General features: G+C 65.9%; 16 protein-coding genes. 3 read left to right on the top strand and 13 right to left on the bottom strand.

The window, feature by feature from the left end; all coding sequences use genetic code 11:
- Positions 1 to 123: 123 nt before the first annotated feature.
- The 3 genes from VG561_RS00445 to VG561_RS00435 all read right to left on the bottom strand — a co-directional run bounded on the left by VG561_RS00445 (position 124) and on the right by VG561_RS00435 (position 5,327).
- Positions 124 to 3,252, bottom strand: coding sequence for a TonB-dependent receptor (locus VG561_RS00445; RefSeq protein WP_423179262.1), 3,129 nt, complete (start codon positions 3,250 to 3,252; stop codon positions 124 to 126).
- Positions 3,253 to 3,826: 574 nt separating this feature from the next.
- Entirely contained in the window at positions 3,827 to 4,039 is a 213-nt protein-coding gene (locus VG561_RS00440; protein WP_032957243.1) for a hypothetical protein, read from the bottom strand.
- 106 nt (positions 4,040 to 4,145) lie between these two features.
- The gene (locus VG561_RS00435) at positions 4,146 to 5,327 is read right to left on the bottom strand and encodes a serine hydrolase domain-containing protein (protein WP_329767914.1); all 1,182 of its coding nucleotides are present in this window, start codon (positions 5,325 to 5,327) and stop codon (positions 4,146 to 4,148) included.
- Between the two features lie 293 nt (positions 5,328 to 5,620).
- Here VG561_RS00435 and VG561_RS00430 point away from each other — a divergent pair, with 293 nt between their 5' ends.
- On the top strand, positions 5,621 to 6,868 hold the full coding sequence (locus VG561_RS00430; protein ID WP_164165598.1) for an arsenic transporter: 1,248 nt from the start codon (positions 5,621 to 5,623) through the stop codon (positions 6,866 to 6,868).
- 25 nt (positions 6,869 to 6,893) lie between these two features.
- Here VG561_RS00430 and VG561_RS00425 read toward each other — a convergent pair whose 3' ends face one another.
- The 5 genes from VG561_RS00425 to VG561_RS00405 form a co-directional block, all read right to left on the bottom strand.
- Positions 6,894 to 8,327 (bottom strand): porin, encoded by a 1,434-nt coding sequence (locus tag VG561_RS00425; RefSeq protein WP_169412699.1) that lies wholly within the window; start codon positions 8,325 to 8,327, stop codon positions 6,894 to 6,896.
- A gap of 132 nt (positions 8,328 to 8,459) precedes the next feature.
- Entirely contained in the window at positions 8,460 to 9,236 is a 777-nt protein-coding gene (locus tag VG561_RS00420; protein WP_005409726.1) for an ABC transporter permease, read from the bottom strand.
- The gene (locus VG561_RS00415; RefSeq protein ID WP_014647218.1) at positions 9,220 to 10,053 is read right to left on the bottom strand and encodes an ABC transporter ATP-binding protein; all 834 of its coding nucleotides are present in this window, start codon (positions 10,051 to 10,053) and stop codon (positions 9,220 to 9,222) included. The genes VG561_RS00420 and VG561_RS00415 overlap by 17 nt, the downstream gene beginning before the upstream one ends.
- 13 nt (positions 10,054 to 10,066) lie before the next feature.
- A complete protein-coding gene (locus VG561_RS00410; protein WP_041864185.1) occupies positions 10,067 to 11,125 on the bottom strand; it encodes an ABC transporter substrate-binding protein in 1,059 nt (352 codons plus the stop codon).
- 75 nt (positions 11,126 to 11,200) lie between these two features.
- Positions 11,201 to 12,322: a 4-oxalomesaconate tautomerase gene (locus VG561_RS00405; protein ID WP_049439659.1), complete on the bottom strand. Its 1,122-nt coding sequence runs from the start codon at positions 12,320 to 12,322 to the stop codon at positions 11,201 to 11,203.
- A 109-nt stretch (positions 12,323 to 12,431) separates the two neighbouring features.
- Between VG561_RS00405 and VG561_RS00400 the strand changes: the two genes are divergently transcribed.
- The gene (locus VG561_RS00400; RefSeq protein WP_010485668.1) at positions 12,432 to 13,334 is read left to right on the top strand and encodes a LysR family transcriptional regulator; all 903 of its coding nucleotides are present in this window, start codon (positions 12,432 to 12,434) and stop codon (positions 13,332 to 13,334) included.
- A 13-nt stretch (positions 13,335 to 13,347) separates the two neighbouring features.
- Here the strand turns inward: VG561_RS00400 and VG561_RS00395 are convergent, their stop codons facing one another.
- The 3 genes from VG561_RS00395 to VG561_RS00385 all read right to left on the bottom strand — a co-directional run bounded on the left by VG561_RS00395 (position 13,348) and on the right by VG561_RS00385 (position 15,109).
- Entirely contained in the window at positions 13,348 to 13,914 is a 567-nt protein-coding gene (locus VG561_RS00395) for a hypothetical protein (RefSeq protein WP_032958916.1), read from the bottom strand.
- Between the two features lie 10 nt (positions 13,915 to 13,924).
- The gene (locus tag VG561_RS00390; protein WP_181160698.1) at positions 13,925 to 14,452 is read right to left on the bottom strand and encodes a hypothetical protein; all 528 of its coding nucleotides are present in this window, start codon (positions 14,450 to 14,452) and stop codon (positions 13,925 to 13,927) included.
- Positions 14,453 to 14,581: 129 nt separating this feature from the next.
- Positions 14,582 to 15,109, bottom strand: coding sequence for a DUF6622 family protein (locus VG561_RS00385; protein ID WP_423179261.1), 528 nt, complete (start codon positions 15,107 to 15,109; stop codon positions 14,582 to 14,584).
- 232 nt (positions 15,110 to 15,341) lie between these two features.
- Here VG561_RS00385 and VG561_RS00380 point away from each other — a divergent pair, with 232 nt between their 5' ends.
- Positions 15,342 to 15,620: a hypothetical protein gene (locus VG561_RS00380; RefSeq protein ID WP_197604628.1), complete on the top strand. Its 279-nt coding sequence runs from the start codon at positions 15,342 to 15,344 to the stop codon at positions 15,618 to 15,620.
- Positions 15,621 to 15,626: 6 nt separating this feature from the next.
- Here the strand turns inward: VG561_RS00380 and VG561_RS00375 are convergent, their stop codons facing one another.
- Together VG561_RS00375 and VG561_RS00370 are read right to left on the bottom strand one after the other, a co-directional pair.
- Complete coding sequence (locus VG561_RS00375) at positions 15,627 to 16,496, bottom strand: methylenetetrahydrofolate reductase (protein ID WP_423179260.1); 870 nt, start codon at positions 16,494 to 16,496, stop codon at positions 15,627 to 15,629.
- Positions 16,496 to 17,410, bottom strand: a complete 915-nt coding sequence (locus VG561_RS00370; RefSeq protein WP_014647226.1) for a LysR family transcriptional regulator — start codon at positions 17,408 to 17,410, stop codon at positions 16,496 to 16,498. The genes VG561_RS00375 and VG561_RS00370 overlap by 1 nt, the downstream gene beginning before the upstream one ends.
- Positions 17,411 to 17,439: the final 29 nt, after the last annotated feature.

The raw sequence follows: 17,439 nt of genomic DNA, 5'->3' as shown, positions 1-17,439 counted from the left end.
TCCAGTCCAGTGCGGGGTGGCTGGCCAGCAGGGTAGCGCAGGCGCGGCAGGTGCGGCGACACCGTCCCGGCACGGCACCGCTGGCGGGCAGCGGTACCGTGCCGGACGCATCGGCAACCAGGCTCAGAACTTGTAACGGACGCCCAGCATATAGCGCGGGCTCTGGTCTGCCAGCTTGACGATCATCTGCGAGGTGCGCGAGCGCCACCGCACATCCTCGCCGGTCAGGTTGATCGCCTCCAGGCTGAAGGACCAGTGGTCATCCAGCGCGTAGTTGACGCTGAGATCCCACTGCTCGTACGGCTCCACGTAGTACGGATTGCGGCTGGAACCCTGGTTGGACAGGATCAGGTACTGGTCGCGCCAGTTCCATGCCAGGCGCACCGACCACCCGTACTTCTCGTACATCAGCATGGCGTTGGCAGTGTCGCTCAGGCCGGTGAGCGAGAACTGGTCGATACCCGGATCGCCGCCATTGTTGTAGCCGACATCACCTTTGACCACGGTGTAGTTGGCCAGCACGCCGAAGCCGGTGTCACCGAAGAAGTACTGGCCGCCCAGTTCCCAGCCATGCAGCTTGGACTTGTTCTGGTTGATCGGGCGATTGACGTTGAACTGGTACAGCGGGTCGTTGGCCTGCCCATACAGATCGTAGGCCGCTTCGGTGGCCAGTACCTGCGCATCGGTGCCGTTGTAGGCGCCCAGGCCAGCTGGATTGTTGCGCAGCAGCGCCAGTGCGGTGAACAGCGAGGTGTCGTTGGCTGAGCAGGCGGCCGCATTGGCCGGCCCGACCTGGGCCACGCAGGCGCCGCTGGTCAGGAAGTCCAACGCCGCCCGCGCATCCGGCCCGGAGGTCGGGTCGGTGAGGCCGTACAGGCTTTCCTGGACGACCGTGTTGCCGATGAAGTTGCTGACCGACTTGTTCCAGTAGGTCAATGACACATAGCTGGCGTCGGCGAAGTACCACTCCAGCCCCAGGTCGAGGTTGTCCGATTCCAGCGGCTTCAAGCTCGGGTTCTGCGAATTGCCGCTGGCGCGCGACGAGGGATCGATCAGCACCGAGCCGAACGGCTGCTGGGCACCGGGCCCTGCATACAGGTTGCCGTACGGCGCTCGGGCAATGCTCTTGCCGAACGAAACGCGGCCCTTCAGTTCCTCGGTGAGGTCGATGCTGAAATCAAGGTTGGGCAGGATGTAGCTGTACCTGGCCTTCTCGGTGAAGGGCTGCTGCTCGTCGGACAGCACGATGCGGAAATCGTTGTTGGCCTGCCACTCGATGGACTCGGGAACGGCAATGACCGAGGTCGACACCACGTCGGTGGTTTCATAGCGCACGCCCAGGCGGGTATTGGTGCGCATGCCGCCCAGCTCCCCGTCCAGCTCCACCTGGAAGTACGCCGCCTTGGTCTTCTCTTCCACGAAGTTGTCGGCTGCGCGTTGCGGATCCACGCCCAGGCCGACGCCGTACTCGCGCGACGCCCATTGCGCGAGCTGCCCGGCATTGCCGCGCCAGGCCGGCCAGCTGTTGGCACTGTAGTCATCGAACAGGCCGACGATGCTGACCGGCTGCAGCAGGTCCATCAGGCCGGCGGCGGTATCCCGGTCCACGTTGGCCACGCCCCAGTCGCCCAGTGTCGAATAGGCCTCGGCGGCCTGGATGCGGTGGGTGGTGGACTTGTTCGTATCCACGCCGAACTGGAAGCGGCCGTGGTCGAAGTTCCATTCGCCGTCGACACGCGCCTGCTTGATCTTGCTGATCTGGGTCTGCGCGTTGACGCGCAGCACCTGGGTGCCGATCTCGCCTTCCTGGAAGCCCGGGTTGACCACGCCATTGGTCCCGGCGATCGCATCGGCAGTACTGGGATACCAGACCTGGGTGCCGACCGGCAGGCCATTGTTGAAGTTCAACTCCTGTACCCAGGAGCCACCGCAATGCGGGCCACGGGTGCAGTTGTTGGTGCCGGCAATGCTCATGAAGATGGAGCCGCCGCCGGTCAGTGGGTCATTGGGGCGGCTTTCATTCTTCGAATTGTGCGCATCGAAGCTGAGCTTGAAACGGTCGCTGACATTCCAGACCGCGTTGAAGCCCAGCGAGCCCAGCTTGTACTCCTGCATGCTGCGCTGCTGTTCCAGCCCGAAGTCCTTGGTGCCGGCGATCTCGCGGATGTAGACCGGGGTGGCGACCGCACCGGAGGTGTCGAACTGGACATTGGTGTAGTTGCTGTTCTGCAGCCACATGCCCTGCTCGCCACGATTCTCGGTGATCTCGTTGGTCGAGTAGGTGTAATCCATCGTCAGGGTCAGGCTGTCCGTCGGTGCGAACTGCAGCACGGCCTGGCCATTGACTCGCTCGCGCTCGAATTCGGAGAACGCGTAGCGCAGGTCGTTGGGCCGCGCATAGAGCTGGCCGACGGCCGGGGCGTTCACCACGGTCGGGTTGCCCGGCATCGACCCCGTCCAGGGCTGCACGTTCCAGTAGTTCTCCGTGGCCTGCACCGAGCCGCCCTTGCGCTTCTGCTGGCTCGCGCTGAGGCTGACGCCAAAGGTCTTTTCCGGATTGCTGTAACTGAAGATGCCCGACAGCTCCGGCGTCAGGTCGTTGTCGAACGGCTGGCTCTGGTCGGAGACCAGCTTTGCCCCGGCATTGGCCACGATGCCGGCGTGGTCGAGCGGGCGCGAGGTCAGGATGTTGATCGTCGCGCCGATGCCACCGCTGGGCACCTGTGCCTGGCTGGTCTTGTAGACCTCGATGCCATTGATGGCCTCGGCGGCCAGCTGCGCGAAATTGAAGGCGCGAGTGCCGCCGTCGACACCGCCGATGGCCACCTGCCCGGAGGCACCGAATGCATCGGCGCCGGGCATCTGGCGACCATTGAGCGTGACCATGTTGAACTGCGGACCAAAGCCACGCGCGGTCACCTGCGCGCCCTCGCCGTCACGGCGCTCGATGGAGATGCCGGTGATGCGCTGCAACGACTCGGCAAGATTGGTATCGGGGAACTTGCCGATGTCCTCGGCGCTGATCGCGTCGACCACGCCCGCCGAGTCGCGCTTGATGTCCATGGCCTGGCTCAGGCTGTTGCGTATGCCCGTGACCTGCACTGCATCGAGCTGGGTCGGCTGCGACTGGCTCTGCGGCTGCTGCCCGGTCGCCGGTGCTGCGTCCTGCGCAAACGCAGGATTGATGACCAGGGCGCCACCCACGAAGGTGAACATGGCCCGGGACCGGAACTTCGCCAACGCGCGGCTCATGAACCGGACCTCGGGCCCGGGGTGCCACGGAAACTGCAAGTGCTCATGAAAGTCCCCTCTGACATACGATCGAATGGATGTACCGCCCCCTCCCAGGGGCACGCACGGGCGTGGCCCGCATTCCAAACCGAACAGCACGGCTGCTGGAGCACGCCGCGACTTACACTTGCTTTTCAAGCCTGCCAGGACAAACACGCGGCAAAGAAGGCAGCCCCTGGACCCTGGATCCCCGTCCGACTGGTAGCGCTACCATCGCGTTGCAGCGGAGAGTAATCACCCGGGTTCGCGCTTGTCACCATGCAGCGCAGCAAATCGGCAGCGCGCGTAGCGGCGCTGGAATCACCCCGCTACTGATGACCGGGCTGCTGCTGCATCCGGTCACCGCTCACCCGCCGCAGGAAAGGTGCCCGCGCCTGCGGGTCATCCAGAAAGGAACGCACCGTGAACGCTCTCCAGCGCATCGCCGCCGCAGTCGGCTCGCCGTACTCGTTCCGTCCGGCTCCGCCGTTTTCGCGGCCAACGCCGTGATCGTGGACGGAGCAGATGAGCCGCTCACCGTGGTGCTACGCAGGGGCTACCACTCCGGTCCCAGCAGCTTCATCACTTCGACCTCCAGTTTCTGCGCGGCCTCGTCCTGGGAGGCGACCTTGATGCACAGCCCCGACTGCGCCGGCCCGGGCATCAGCTGGTATCGGTTGATGGTGCCGCCCCCGTCGCCGTCCAGCGCCACGCGCGCCACCACCGTGCGCCCATTGGCGTGGAAGGTCCAGTCCTGGTAATCAAACATGCTTCAGTATCCCGGCGGCCAAGGGGTCATCCCACCTTAGGCGGCACGACAGTGAAGAAGGCTCCAGGAAGTTGTTCAGAGCGCGTGGACATGATGATGGCAGCACCTACTGCAGTGCCCGCGCCAATTGCAGGACATCGGCGAAGAAGGACGCGTAGTCGTCCTGTGGGGCGCGGTGGCTCTCGCGCCGATGGATCAGGCGCACTGCGACGACGCGTTGTTCCGGAACGATCATCAGGTATTGGCCCAGGTAGCCGTTGGCGGCAAAGCCGACGACCGGTCCCCGTGTGATGTCGTAGAGATCGGCGAGCTTCAGGCCGCGCGCGGCGATCTGGCTGGCGTAACGCTGCGGCCCGTCCGCACCCAACCGTTCGGTGAGGAATGCGATCAACTGCCCCCGGCTGTCGAACGTGCGCCCCGCGCTGGCCTGCACGGCGCGGCGCACGTCATCGTCAACGCCGTGCCCGGCCAGCAGGTCATCCAGCCGGGGTTTGAGCTGATAGCGTTCCCACGCTGGTATCCGCCACCACAACAGGCCCACCTCAGGCGAGCGGGCACTTTCAGCAGTGATCAATGCCACTGACCGTTCACTCAACAGTCGTTTGCCATCCGGCGCCACGCCTCCATCCAGCAACAGTTGCCCGATGGCGGCAAGATCGGCGGCACGCAGGGACAGGCCCGCCATTCCCAGCGGAGTGCCTGCCTCATCCTTCATCCAGGTGTGGTGGGCAATGCCCAGCGGCTTGAACAGGCGCGCATCCAGGTAGGCATCCAGCGGCTCGCCCGCTAGGCGCTCGACAATGCCGGGCAGCAGGTTGGTGGCCTTGTTGTTGTAGGAAAACACGGCGCCCGGGTCGTCACTCAGCTCGGCTGCCAGTGCCAGTTTGACCAGGTCCGGGGCCCCTTCCAGTTCGGCGCCCGCGTTCGCCACGTTCTGCAGGCCGGAGGTGTGGTCCAGCAGCATGCGCACGGTGATGCGGCTCTTCCTGCCCTGTTTCCATTCCGGATAGATCTGGCTGACCGGTACGTCGATCGAAGCCAGCTTTCCTTCGTCCAGCAGCAACGCAATGCCCAGCGCGACGACGGACTTGGTTGCCGACATCAGGTGCACGGATTCCTGCGCTGGGGCGGGCTTCAGCTCAAGCAGCGTGTCCCGGTCGTGCATCACGAGCACCGCATCGGTATGCGAAGCACGCGCGTTGCGCTCGATCGTGGCGAGGGCGTCGGCACGCGGCGTCGCATGGGTGGGCCCCGCGATGCCGATCACGAGGGCCAGGGCGCAGGACAACCAGCAGGACGTTGGCATTGCGTTCTCTTCCAGTGAGTGTGCCCGCAGTTTGACTACACATGTAGTCAAACTGCAGTGCCTGAAGTCATACCGCGCTTGATTGCCCATCCGCACTGGACGCCGGGTTCGTCACTAACCCGCCCGGCCCCCCAGCAGTCGCCATGCCAGTGCGCACGGTATGATGCGGCGATCCCGGAACCTGCGATGATTGCAGCGGCCGCCCATCCGCTGATCGCGTGCGCCAGGAGCACCTGCGCCGGGGTCGCTGCCGGTGCCGCTGAAGCCCCCACTCCATGCTTGCCCCCCATTCCCCCCTCGTGATCTGGGCAGCGGTCGCCGTTGCCACCATCGGCCTGCTGTTCCGTCCCTTCCGCATCCCCGAGTATGTGTGGGCGCTGGGCGCCGCCGCCCTGTTGCCGCTGCTGGGCGCGGTATCGCTGCAGACCGCATGGGGCGCGGTAGCCGAAGGCCGCGACGTCTACCTGTTCCTGGTCGGCATGATGGTGCTGGCCGAACTGGCGCGGCGCGAAGGCCTGTTCGATTGGCTGGCGTTGTACGCGGTGCGGCATGCGGGCGGATCGGGGCGACGCCTGTTCGACCTGGTGTTCCTGGTCGGCACGCTGGTGACGGTGTTCCTGTCCAACGATGCAACGGCCGTGGTGCTGACACCGGCGGTCTACGCGGCCTGCAAGGCGGCGCGCGCCAATCCCCTGCCCTACCTGTTCGTCTGCGCCTTCATTGCCAATGCGGCCAGCTTCGTGCTGCCCATCTCCAACCCGGCCAACCTGGTGGTGTACGGCCAGCACATGCCGCCACTGCTGCAGTGGCTGGCGCAGTTCGCGCTGCCGTCGGCGGCGGCGATCGGTGCCACCTACCTGGTGCTGCGCTGGGTACACCGGCGCGAAATCGCGCAGCCGCTGGTCGCCGCACCGGAACATCGCCCGCTGACCGAGGGTGGCCGACTGAGTGCATTGGGCGTGCTGTTCACCGGCAGCGTACTGCTGGTGACGTCCGCGCTGAACGGACCGCTGGGCCTGGCCACGTTCTGCGCCGGCGCGCTGAGCGTGGCGGTCGTGGTGATACGCCAGCGCCATAGCCCGCTGCCGCTGCTGCGGCATGTCGCCTGGGGCGTGCTGCCGCTGGTGGCCGGTCTGTTCGTGCTGGTGGAGGCGGTGGCGCAGACCGGCGTCATCCAGACTGCGGCAAGCGCGCTGCAGGCCATGGCGCAGGCTTCTCCCCACCAGGCCAGCTGGCTGGCCGGTGGCGCCGCTGCACTGCTGAGCAACGTAGCCAACAATCTGCCGGTCGGCCTGGCCGCCGGTTCGCTGGGCCAGATGGCTGAACTGCCCGCACAGACCCGTGCCGCACTGCTGGTCGGCGTGGACCTGGGCCCGAACCTGTCAGTGACCGGCTCGCTGGCCACGATGCTGTGGCTGGTGGCGCTGCGCCGCGAGGGCGAGCATGTCAGCGCGCTCGACTTCCTGCGCGTCGGCGCGCTGGTAATGCCGCCTGCACTCATCGCTGCGTTGTTGCTGCTGTGACCAGAATGCAGGCGGCGGCCCGGCCCTAGAAGACCAGCTGCAGACGGGTATTGAAGGTGGTGCCTTCATCCCTGCCCGCAGCACTGCCGCTGCGGTGGCGGGTCTGCCAACGCACGGCTTCGAACATCACCCGGCTGAAATCGTTGAGGTACCAGTTCGCGCCCAGTGTCCACGCGTGACCGGTACCACCACTGGGCAGTTCGGCATAGTCCACGTCCTCATAGCGGCCCTTCAGCTCCCACGCACCGCTGCCGCCGCGCGTCACCGGATCGGCCACCTTCACCTTGCCCCACGTGCCGGCCTTGCCCGAGTAGGACGGCAGCGCGCCCGCCAGGAACCAGCCGGCCGAGATCGCCCACGCTTCGTGGTCGCGATCATAGCGCCCGCTGGCATCGGCCCCGCGCAGGCTTCGCGTACCCCACTCGCCGGTTGCCCACGCCGGGCCGAAGAAGCCGGCCAGTTCCGCGCCGTAGGCGGTGCTGCGCTCGGCGCCCACCAGCGTGCCCGGTGTGATCCTGACCAGATCGTTGAAATGCCCCGCGATGGCCGAACTGCGCACCACGCCGCTGGCCCCGGCGGGAATCTTCTCGTGGAAGGCCCATGCGCCCAGATGCACCGTGGCGTCGGCGGTGTCCAGCGGATTCCAGTGGACGCGGGTGGCCCAGGTCTGGCTGTCGTTGTCGGTGCCGGCGTTGTTGAGGTCGTTGCCGGCCACCGACAGGCTGGCATGCCAGCCCCTTCCATACACCCGCTCGGTGAGCCCGACACCAAACAGGCCGCGCTGCGGCAGCAGCAGCGTGCCGACCACGTTGCGTTCCTGGAACGGCGTGTTGGAGGTGCTGCTTGAGCCATCGATACCGCGATCGTTCAAGCGGTTGCCGATCGTGAGATCGGCCGGCAGGCCGAACAGCGTGTGGTCCAGCGTGGCGTAGACCGACTTCCACGCCACCGCGTTGTCGGCGAAGTCGCCCTCCACGACCCAGCCCAGGGTGCCGTAGCGCCCCTCGGCCCCCAGGCGCACCGAACGGATCTCGGTACCCGAAACGTTGCGGTCGGCGACCGCCGAACCGTCGGTGCTCGAGGCATCGACGAACAGGCGGCCACGGGGGCGGAACACCGTCGTGCCGTCGGCACTGCTGAACTCCGGTGCACCCTTGGCCCAGGAGACCTTCGGCAGCCTGGACTGGCTGGTTTCCAGTGCGGCCACCCGCGTTTCCAGCGCAGGCGCGGGCGGCGTTGACGGTGCCCTCGCACTGCCCTGCCCGCCCTCGACGGCGCGGAGGCGTGCTTCCAGTTGCTGGATCTGCAGTGCCTGCTGCTGCACCAGGCGTGACAGCTCGGCCTGGCTCAGCGGCGCGGGCAGCGACGACGTGGACTGTGCGTCGGCATGGCCACTGGCCAACAGCAGGCCGAGCGCGACCGACAGCGCTGCCAGCGGCAGCACGTTGGAATGGTTCATGGGCTCTCTCCGGCCAGCCGGCCCCCTGGCCTGGCGCTGGCCCGTTGCGGTGGTGCGGGGGAAGATCGGGGAAGGAAGCGCGCGCCGCCGGATCGGCCCGGCGGCGCGGCAGGCGGGCTCAGCCCGTCCGGGTCAGCTGGTGGCCTGTGCCTGGGCGTTGGGACGCCAGGTGATCAGCTTGTTCTCGACCACGTCCAGCAGCGCGTCGATGACCAGCACGAAGGCGGCCAGGATGATGATGCCGGCGAACACGCCCACAGCGTTGAAGTTGCCTTCTGCCTGCGCGATCAGGTAGCCCAGGCCCGCCGAGGCGCCGAGGTATTCGCCGATGATCGCACCGACCACGGCAAAGCCGACCGAAGTACGCAGCGAAGACAGGATCCAGCTCGCCGCTGCGGGGAAGTAGACATGGCGCAGCAGGTCACTGCGGCTCGCCCCCAGGATGCGGGCATTGGCCAGCACCACCGGATTCACCTCGCGCACGCCCTGCATGGCATTGAAGAACGTGGTGAAGAACACCAGCGTGACCGCCAGCGCCACCTTCGACCACAGCCCCAGGCCCAGCCACAGCACGAAAATCGGCGCCAGCACCACGCGCGGAATCGCGTTGAAGCCCTTGATGAAGGGATCGAGGATGCGTGCCGAGCGGCGGCTCAGGCCGAGCCAGACGCCGCCGGCCACACCCAGGCCGGTGCCGATGATGTAGCCCAGCGCGGTTTCGGTCAGCGTGATGTAGACATGCTGATAGAACGACGTATCGGACAGCCAGGTCCAGGCCTGCTGCACGATGGCGGTTGGCGATGGGAAGAAGAACGGATCGATCACGCCCAGCGCGATGCCGCCTTCCCAGCCACCGAACACGGCGACCACCAGCGCGAGCTGGATGAACTTGTCAGTCTTGGCGTGCATAGCTCTTCTCCACTTCGCCGCGCAGGCAGGCCCAGATGTCGCGGTACAGGTCGGTGAAACGGTCATCCAGCTTGATTTCGGCCACGTTCCTCGGCCGTTCCAGATCCACATCGAAACTGCGCACCACGCGGCTGGCCGGGCCGGAGGACAGCACCACCACGCGGTCGCCCAGGGCGATCGCTTCTTCCAGATCGTGGGTGATCAGGATCACCGAGCGCCGGTCTTCCTGCCACAACCGCAGCAGCTCGTTCTGCATGAGGTGGCGGGTATGGATGTCCAGCGCCGAGAACGGCTCATCCATCAGGATCACCTTCGGCTCGACGATCAACGCCTGGGCCATCTGCACGCGCTTGCGCTGGCCACCGGACAGCTGGTGCGGGTAGCGATGCTCGAAGCCGGCCAGGCCGACCTTGGCCAGCCACGCGTTGGCCTTGGCCTTGCGTTCGGCCTCGGGCACACCGCGGAAGCGCAGGCCGAGTTCAACATTCTGGTACGCGGTCTTCCACGGCAGCAGCGCGTCCTGCTGGAACAGGTAGCCGACCGACTCCTGCACGCCGCTGACGGCACGGCCATCGATGCTGACCTGGCCCGACGACGGCTTCAGCAGGCCCGCCACGGAATTGAGGATGGTGCTCTTGCCGCAGCCGGTGGGTCCGACGATGGCAAGGAACTCGCCGTCACCCACCTGGATGTCGACATCGCGTACGGCGGTGAATTCGCCGAAGGACATGGTCACCTTGTTGATGGCGACCATGGTCTGTGCAGGCTCCAGCTGCGGCGCGCCATTGAACTGGCGCACGGTGGCATTGAGGGCCATGGTTTACCTCCGCTTACGGTTGGGCAGCCGGCGCCGCAGCGTTGGCACGCTCGACGAAGGCATTGGTATAGGTCCGGGACAGATCGATATCGGCCTTGGCGACATCCGTGTTGAACTCACGCAGCACCTTCAGCGGTGTTTCCAGATCGGCAGGCGTGAAGTGACCGTCCCGGGTGAAGATCGCGCGCGCGTTCTCCACCGCGCGGGCATAGGTGGCGCGGTCACCGGAGACGTAGCTGTCCGGCAGCGCGGCCACGATGTCTTCAGCACTGTTGTCGGCGATGAACTTCAAGGCCATCTGCTCGGCGCGGGCGATCTTCTCGGCCGCTTCGGGTCGCGTGTCCAGGAAGCTCTGGTTGGCGTACATCACCGAGGTCGGGTACAGGCCGCCATAGACCTGGCGGGCGCCGTCGTCGCTGCGCGCGTCGAGGATGATCCTGCCGACCTTGCGCTCGGTGATCAGGGTGGCGGCAGGATCATAGTTGACGAGCAGGTCGATCTTGCCCTGCTCGAGCGCGGCCACCGCTGCGGCGCCCGAGCCGACGCCGATCAACGAGATGCTGTCGGCCGGAATATCGTGCTGGGCGAGGAAGTGACGGACGAAGAAGTCGGACGAGGAGCCCGGCGCGGTGATCCCGACCTTCTGGCCCTTGATGGTCTCCGGGCGCGCCGGATCGAAGGTGGCATCCTCGCGGCCGGCCATCACCAGGCCGGAGTTGCGCGAGAGCAGTACGAAGGCCACCACGTCCTTGCCCTTGGCCTGCATCTGGATGGTGTGGTCGTAGAAGCCGACGGCCACGTCGGTGGAATTGGCCACCAGCGCCTGCAATACCTTGGAGCCGCCCTGGGCGAAGTTCTCGGTCTTCACCTGCAGGCCGACGTCCTTGAAGTACCCCTTGGCGTCGGCGATGAAGAACGGCAGGTTGTTGAGGTTGTAGGAGCCGACGCTGATGCGTACCGGGGCATTGTCGCCACCGCCGGCGGATGCGCCTTCGCTGCGCCCGCTGTTGCTGCATCCGGCCGCGGCCAGACCGGCCGCGCACAGCGCGGCCAAGAAGAACTGCTTGTACATCATCCCTCCCAGGAGTGAAGCATCTACGTTGTAATGGCGGGCATGCGCGTCTACGCAGGCCCGTCCGGGTTCAGATCATGCCGCTGACGTCCATTGGCGGGCTTGGGTGGCACTGGCCGTGGCGGGCGCGGGCGAAGTCGCGTACACGCGCCCCTCGAACAAGCGGCGTGCGGTGCGGACCACGCTGGCAATCACCGGCGAATCGCCCGAGCTGCGACTGAGGCCCACCTCCAGGGCCCCACTCGGATGTTCGAGGGTAATGCTGCCGGGAACGGACCGGCATCCGACCAAAGTGTGGGCCAGCGTGCCCGGCGTGACGGCGGCGGTGGCCAGGCCGACCGCACCGGTAATGGCCAGTGCGGTGTGGCATTGGTGCGGCATGAAATAGCGCACCTGCAGATCGCCGCCCTGTTGCGGCGCCGACAGCAGCACCGGCTTGGGAATGACCTTGTTGCCGGCGTCGGCGATGCCCATGCGGGCGCCCGCCTCGATGCGCAGCGCTTCCAGCCGGCGCATGAACGCCGCGTCCGCGTTCAGTTCGGCGGGCGAGGCATCACCGCGCACGCCCAGGTCTTCGGCACGCACCAGCATCATCGGCATGGCGCAGTCCACCAGGCTGGCCGGCACGCCATTGATGGTTTCCTGCGCATGCCCGCTGGGCAGCAGCTTGCCGGTGCGGGCGCCTGCCGCATCAAGGAAGGAGAGCCTGACCGGCGCGGCTGCGCCCGGCGCGCCGGCAATGCGCGTATCACCGCGGTAGGCCACAGTGCCGCCCGGCGTTTCCACCGTGGCGATGATCAGCTTGCCGGTGTTGACGTTGTGGATGCGCACCTCGGTCTGCGGATCCTGCGCCTGCACCAGCCCACGCTCGATGGCATACGGGCCCACGGCCGCCAGCATGTTGCCGCAGTTGGGCGAGGTATCCACCACCTGCTGCTCCACCCGGACCTGGGCGAACAGGTAGTCCACGTCGGCGTCCGCCCGGCTCGAGCGGTCGATGATCGCCACCTTGCTGGTCAGTGCGTTGCCACCGCCGATGCCGTCGATCTGCAACGGATGGCCCGAGCCCATCACTTCCAGCAGCAGGCGATCCCGTTCGGCGGTGTCCGCCGGCAGGTCGCTGGCCAGGAAGAACGGGCCCTTGGAGGTGCCGCCGCGCATGAGCACGCAGGGAATGCTGAGCAGATCGTTGGACATACGTGTGCTAGATTGATGCGTATAGGGGATGAATGACCCCTCTGTGATTCGATACTGGCATGACCCTAATTGATCTGTGAATTGCTGATTTTTGGATGATTGATACCCAATGAGCATCAATTGCGAAATCCTGGATCTACGCGCGTTCCTGCTGGTATCGGAGACACGCAGCTTCCATCGCGCCGCTGAAATCCTGCACGTCTCCCAGCCGGCGCTCAGCCGACGGATACAGAAGCTGGAGCAGGCCGTGGGTTCGCCGCTGCTGGAGCGCACCACGCGCAGCGTCAGTACCACCGCTGTCGGCGAGAACCTGCTGCCACTGGTGCGCCGCATGCTGGAAGAATTCGATGGCTCGCTGTTCTCGCTGCGCGGCCGCGAAGACACCCGCGGCGCCACCGTGACCATCGCGTGCCTGCCGACGGCGGCGTTCTACTTCCTGCCCAGCGTGATGGCGCGTTTCCACGAAGCACACCCGAACGTGCGCTTCCGCATTCTGGATATCCCGGCCACGGAGGGTCTGCAGGCAGTGGAACGTGGTGAAGTCGAGTTCGGCATCAACTTCATGGGCGCCAACGATCCGAATCTCGACTTCGACGTGCTGGCCGAGGACCCCTTCGTCCTCGCCTGCCGGCGCGATCATCCGCTGGCCCGCAAGCGCAAAGTGGAATGGGCTGATCTGGCCGAGCACCAGCTGATCACCGTGCATCGCACCAGCGGTAACCGCACGCTGCTGGACGGCGCGCTGGCGCGCGAGAACCTCAAGTTGAGCTGGCACTACGAGGTGACGCACCTGTCGACGTCACTGGGCATGGTCGAGGCCGGCATCGGCGTGTCGGTGCTACCGAAGATGGCCACGCCGGACGGGGATCACCCCACCCTGGTGACGCGCGCGATCGGCAACCCGGTGGTGTCGCGCACGATCGGCATCGTCCGCCGACGGGGTGCCCTGCTCTCGCCCACCGCAGAGCGATTCCTTCAGATGCTGATGAGCCAGTGGCGTGGGGAGGCGTGAGCAACCGCGCGGTTCACGCGCTTGTGCTGTCCTGGCTCCAGGCGAATGTGCTGCTGCCACCCATCAATCGGGCCGTCTGCATCGACCATTCCTGCAGAAGCTGCCGCGCGCCTGATTCGCCACCTCGCCCGATTGCCTCCAGCATCCTGTCCAGTCTTCCGCGGATCGCGCTGGACACCGGCAGTGCGAGCAGATTCTTCAGTGCAGCATCTGCGGCCGGGAAATCGCCCAGGCGAATGGTGGACAGGTACTTCACCCATTGGCAGTAATCGCCCTCGAAACCGGCCTCTTCAACATACATCAGAAGGTCCGCAGCTGTTCTCACCCCTTCGAGCATTGCGAGGTGAGCCTCGTGCGTGCCGCGGAAAAAGTCCTTTGGATCTTCCGGGCAAGCGACCCTCTGGCCGAGAGACATATGCAGGTGTGGCAGGCCGTCATAGACCGGAAGTGCGAAGGTCCATACATAGATGGAGGACGGCGCTGGGTCCATGGCAAACCCGGAGATCACATCGCGCGTGTACGAAACAATCAGAAAGTTGCCAACCACCCGCAACCCAGCCTTCCTGGCGTTCCGTTTCATTGTCCACAGATCAATGGATCTCATGCGTGCGCCCGACGGTTGGCGAGGACGCAGGACGTTCGATGTTCAACTGGATGCCCTGCACCATTCGCCTTCCGTCGCGCAGGACAACAAGGGCTCGATCCAGATCGCGCCTTGCAATGGAAATCGATCTCAGACCAAGCGATTGAGCGACCTCGCACTGCGAAAAGAAGATGTCATAGGTCTCCATCAACTCGGCATGAAACAGCTGATTGGGGGCGTTGTCGATCACCCTGGAGAGGTCCGTCATGAAATTCCATGCATCCACGACCTCCCCGGGGTCGACCTCCCGCCCTGAATCTACAGACGAGATCAGCGAGTCGAGGTCAATGACGGACTCTCCTTCCCAGTCCAGGACTCGGCCGCGCGCGGCAACCTGACCCTCCAGCCCTTCCTTGCTGCTGTCGCAGACAGGCCTTCCATTGCTGGACATCACCCGATCATGGTCACCTGATACCCAGGCAAACCAGATGATCCGCATTCCCCCTGCAACGCCGACCGGATATATCGCTTCCACTATCGATTCCTGCTCAGATGGTTCCATCCATCCCGGGCTCTCACGGGAGGTGCAGCCGCTCCGATGGTAACGCCAAACTCGATTGCCGATGACCTGCGGAGCCTCCAGCGACCGGCACTACCAGGTCAATCAACCTGCGGTTTCCAGTCCCTTCCCCGCCGCATCCATCCGCAGCGAGGCCAGGTAGCGACAGTACTTGCCCACGAAGACGCCAGTGAACCCGCCGGTCAGCAGCAGGTAGGCGGCGCTGAAGCCGGCACTGGCGGTCAGCGTCGACGACACCGCAAATGCGACCTCGAAGGCGTACTTCACCAGGAAGGTGACCAGCAGCAGCGGCAGCAGGCTGAAGTCCGCGCTGCGCCAGAGCTTGCCGGTGCTGCGGTCCAGCGTCAGCTTCAATCGACTCAACAGCAGCCAGGCAAGCGCGGCCCCCGTGGCGATGCCGGCCAGCCACTCGCTCCAGGCGATCAGCGACGCGCCGAAACGATGGCTGATCGACCACGCACCCCAGACGGCAAACAGGCCGGGCACGATCGCCAGCTTCTGCGGCGAGGTCTGGGCCGGCTTCATGGCGGCAATGCCACGGGTGACCAGGAAGGCCAGGAGCAGCCAGACCCAGATCGGCGTCTGCGAGGCGAGTTGCTGGAGCATGTTCATGAGCGGTCCCCCTGGTGAGTGGTGGCTGAGTGGTGGCGAGGTGTCCTCGCCTTGGCGCTCACTATTCGCTTCCGCCCGGGTTGCAGCCAGTGACAGCTGTCAGCCATCGCCGGTTACGCCGTGGCGAGCACGCCCTGGCCTGACCCGGCTGGGGCGGGCCAGGCCGGGCACATGCTGTTGACGGCCCTGCCCTATGCTGGTGGCCTCATTGGAGACCTGCCAGGTACGAACCATGACGAAGCTGCACACCCTGATACTGACCGGCGGCCTGCTTGTGCTGAGCCCGCTGGCCTCGGCAGAGACCGTGAATCTGACCAACAGTGCCGAGGGTGCCAACCGCGATGCCGGCATCACTGCGGTCAAGAAGAAGCTGCAGGACGCGTGTACCGAGCGCAAGGGCTCGGCCGACACCGCCTCGTTCGAGGTGGTCTTCGAGAAGACCAACCCGAACCCGAGCGTGCCCAAGCCCTACTACGTGGACGGAAAGATGAAGTGCGACCTGCCGGGCTGAGGCGATTCAACCATCGGTGCCGGAAATGCGCCGCCGGTACTGCGCCACCCACTCCAGCGACGGCGCAATACCGCCGAACGGGAAGAAATGCGGGCTGACCTGGCCATGGGCGCGGGTCAGCCCCTTCACCAGGCAATCGACGAACACCTCCGGCCCTGCCGTGCCGAGCAGCCGGCCGATCGAGATGCCATACCGGGCCAGCATCGATGCACTGGCGCCCACGCCGCACATCGCGGCGTAGCGCAGCAGGCGAGAGACGCTGGCCGGGCCCGGCACGCCGACCAGCACCGGGACGCTGATGCCACGCGCGCGCAGTGCATCCAGCCAGGCCAGCACGGCATCGGCATCGAAGGCGAACTGGGTGACGATCAAGGGGGCCATGCCGCGCGCTTCGATGCTCTGGCATTTGCGCTCAAGCGCCTGCCAGCGTTCGTCACTGCTCATTACCGGATGCCCTTCCGGGTGTCCGCCGATACCAACGACCTTGATCCCGGAGTGCTCCAGAACACCGGTCTGGATGATCGAAGCGCTATCGGCAAACGGTCCGGCGGGCGTGGCCAGGTCGCCCGCGATCAGCAGGCAACGCGCGACCCCGGCGTCGCCGGCCGCGCGCTCCAGGAAGCGTTCAAGTGCCACGTGCGACCCGATGCGCCGGGCAGAGAGATGCGGCATCGGTTCGAAGCCGAGCGCGCGCACCGTGCGTGCGGCGGCCAGGCGGGCGTCGTCATCCTCGCTGGCCATCCAGGGAATGGAGATGACCGTACCGCGCGGGATCCGATCCGCCTCGGCGCGCAGCGCAGGCATGGCCTTCGCGCTGACTTCCAGTGAAAAGGCGTTGATGAAGGATTCCGCGTGCGCTGAGGTACCGGCCGGCATCAGCGCGCCTCGCGTGCATTGCCGGCAAGCGGCGAGCTGTTGCGGGCCAGTTCGATGAAGGCCTGCAGGTAGTCGATACCGGTATCGGCCTCGCGCGCACCCAGGTAGATCTGCTTGGGGATGCCCTTGGCGCCCAGCCGTACGGGCACCACGTCCATGCGCGTGGCGTACTCCTCCACCAGCCAGCGCGGCATGGCAGCCACGCCGCGGCCGCTGGCCACCATCTGCATCATGATGTCGGTGGTTTCGATGGCCTTGTGGCGCCGCGGGGTGATGCCGGCCGGCAGCAGGAACTGGTTGTAGATGTCCAGGCGCTCGAACGGCACCGGGTAGCTGATCAGCACTTCCTGGCCGAGCTGGCGCGGCTTTACGTGGTCCACCTTGGCCAGGGCGTGGTTGCTGGCCACTACCAGCACCTGCTCGTAATCGAACACGGGGATGAACTTCAGGCCCGGCTTCAGCAGTGGATCGGGCGTGACCAGCAGGTCGATCTCGTAACCGAACAATGCGCCGATGCCACCGAACTGGAACTTCTGCTTGACGTCCACATCCACGTCCGGCCACGCCGCCAGGTAGGGAGAGACGATCTTCAGCAGCCACTGGTAGCACGGATGGCATTCCATGCCGATGCGCAGCGCGCCGCGCTCGCCCTGCGCGAACTGGCCCAACCGCTCCTCGGCCAGGTCCAGCTGCGGCAGTACCCGGTTGGCGACCGCCAGCAGGTACTGCCCGGCCTGGGTCAGGCGCAGGCTGCGGCCCTCGCGCAGCCAGACATCGGTGCCCAGCTGCTGCTCCAGCTTTTTCATGCTGTGGCTGAGCGCCGACTGGGTCAGGTTGAGCACGCCGGCGGCCGCGGTGAGCGAGCCCTGCTGTTCGACCTGCTGCACGATGCTGAGGTGGATCCGTTCCAACATGACGATGAATCTCATTCATGGATTGGTGA

It is taken from the genome of Stenotrophomonas sp. CASM110, assembly GCF_049384345.1.
GTDB classification, from domain to species: Bacteria; Pseudomonadota; Gammaproteobacteria; order Xanthomonadales; family Xanthomonadaceae; genus Stenotrophomonas; species Stenotrophomonas muris.
This window is presented reverse-complemented; position numbering and strand designations above follow the sequence as displayed.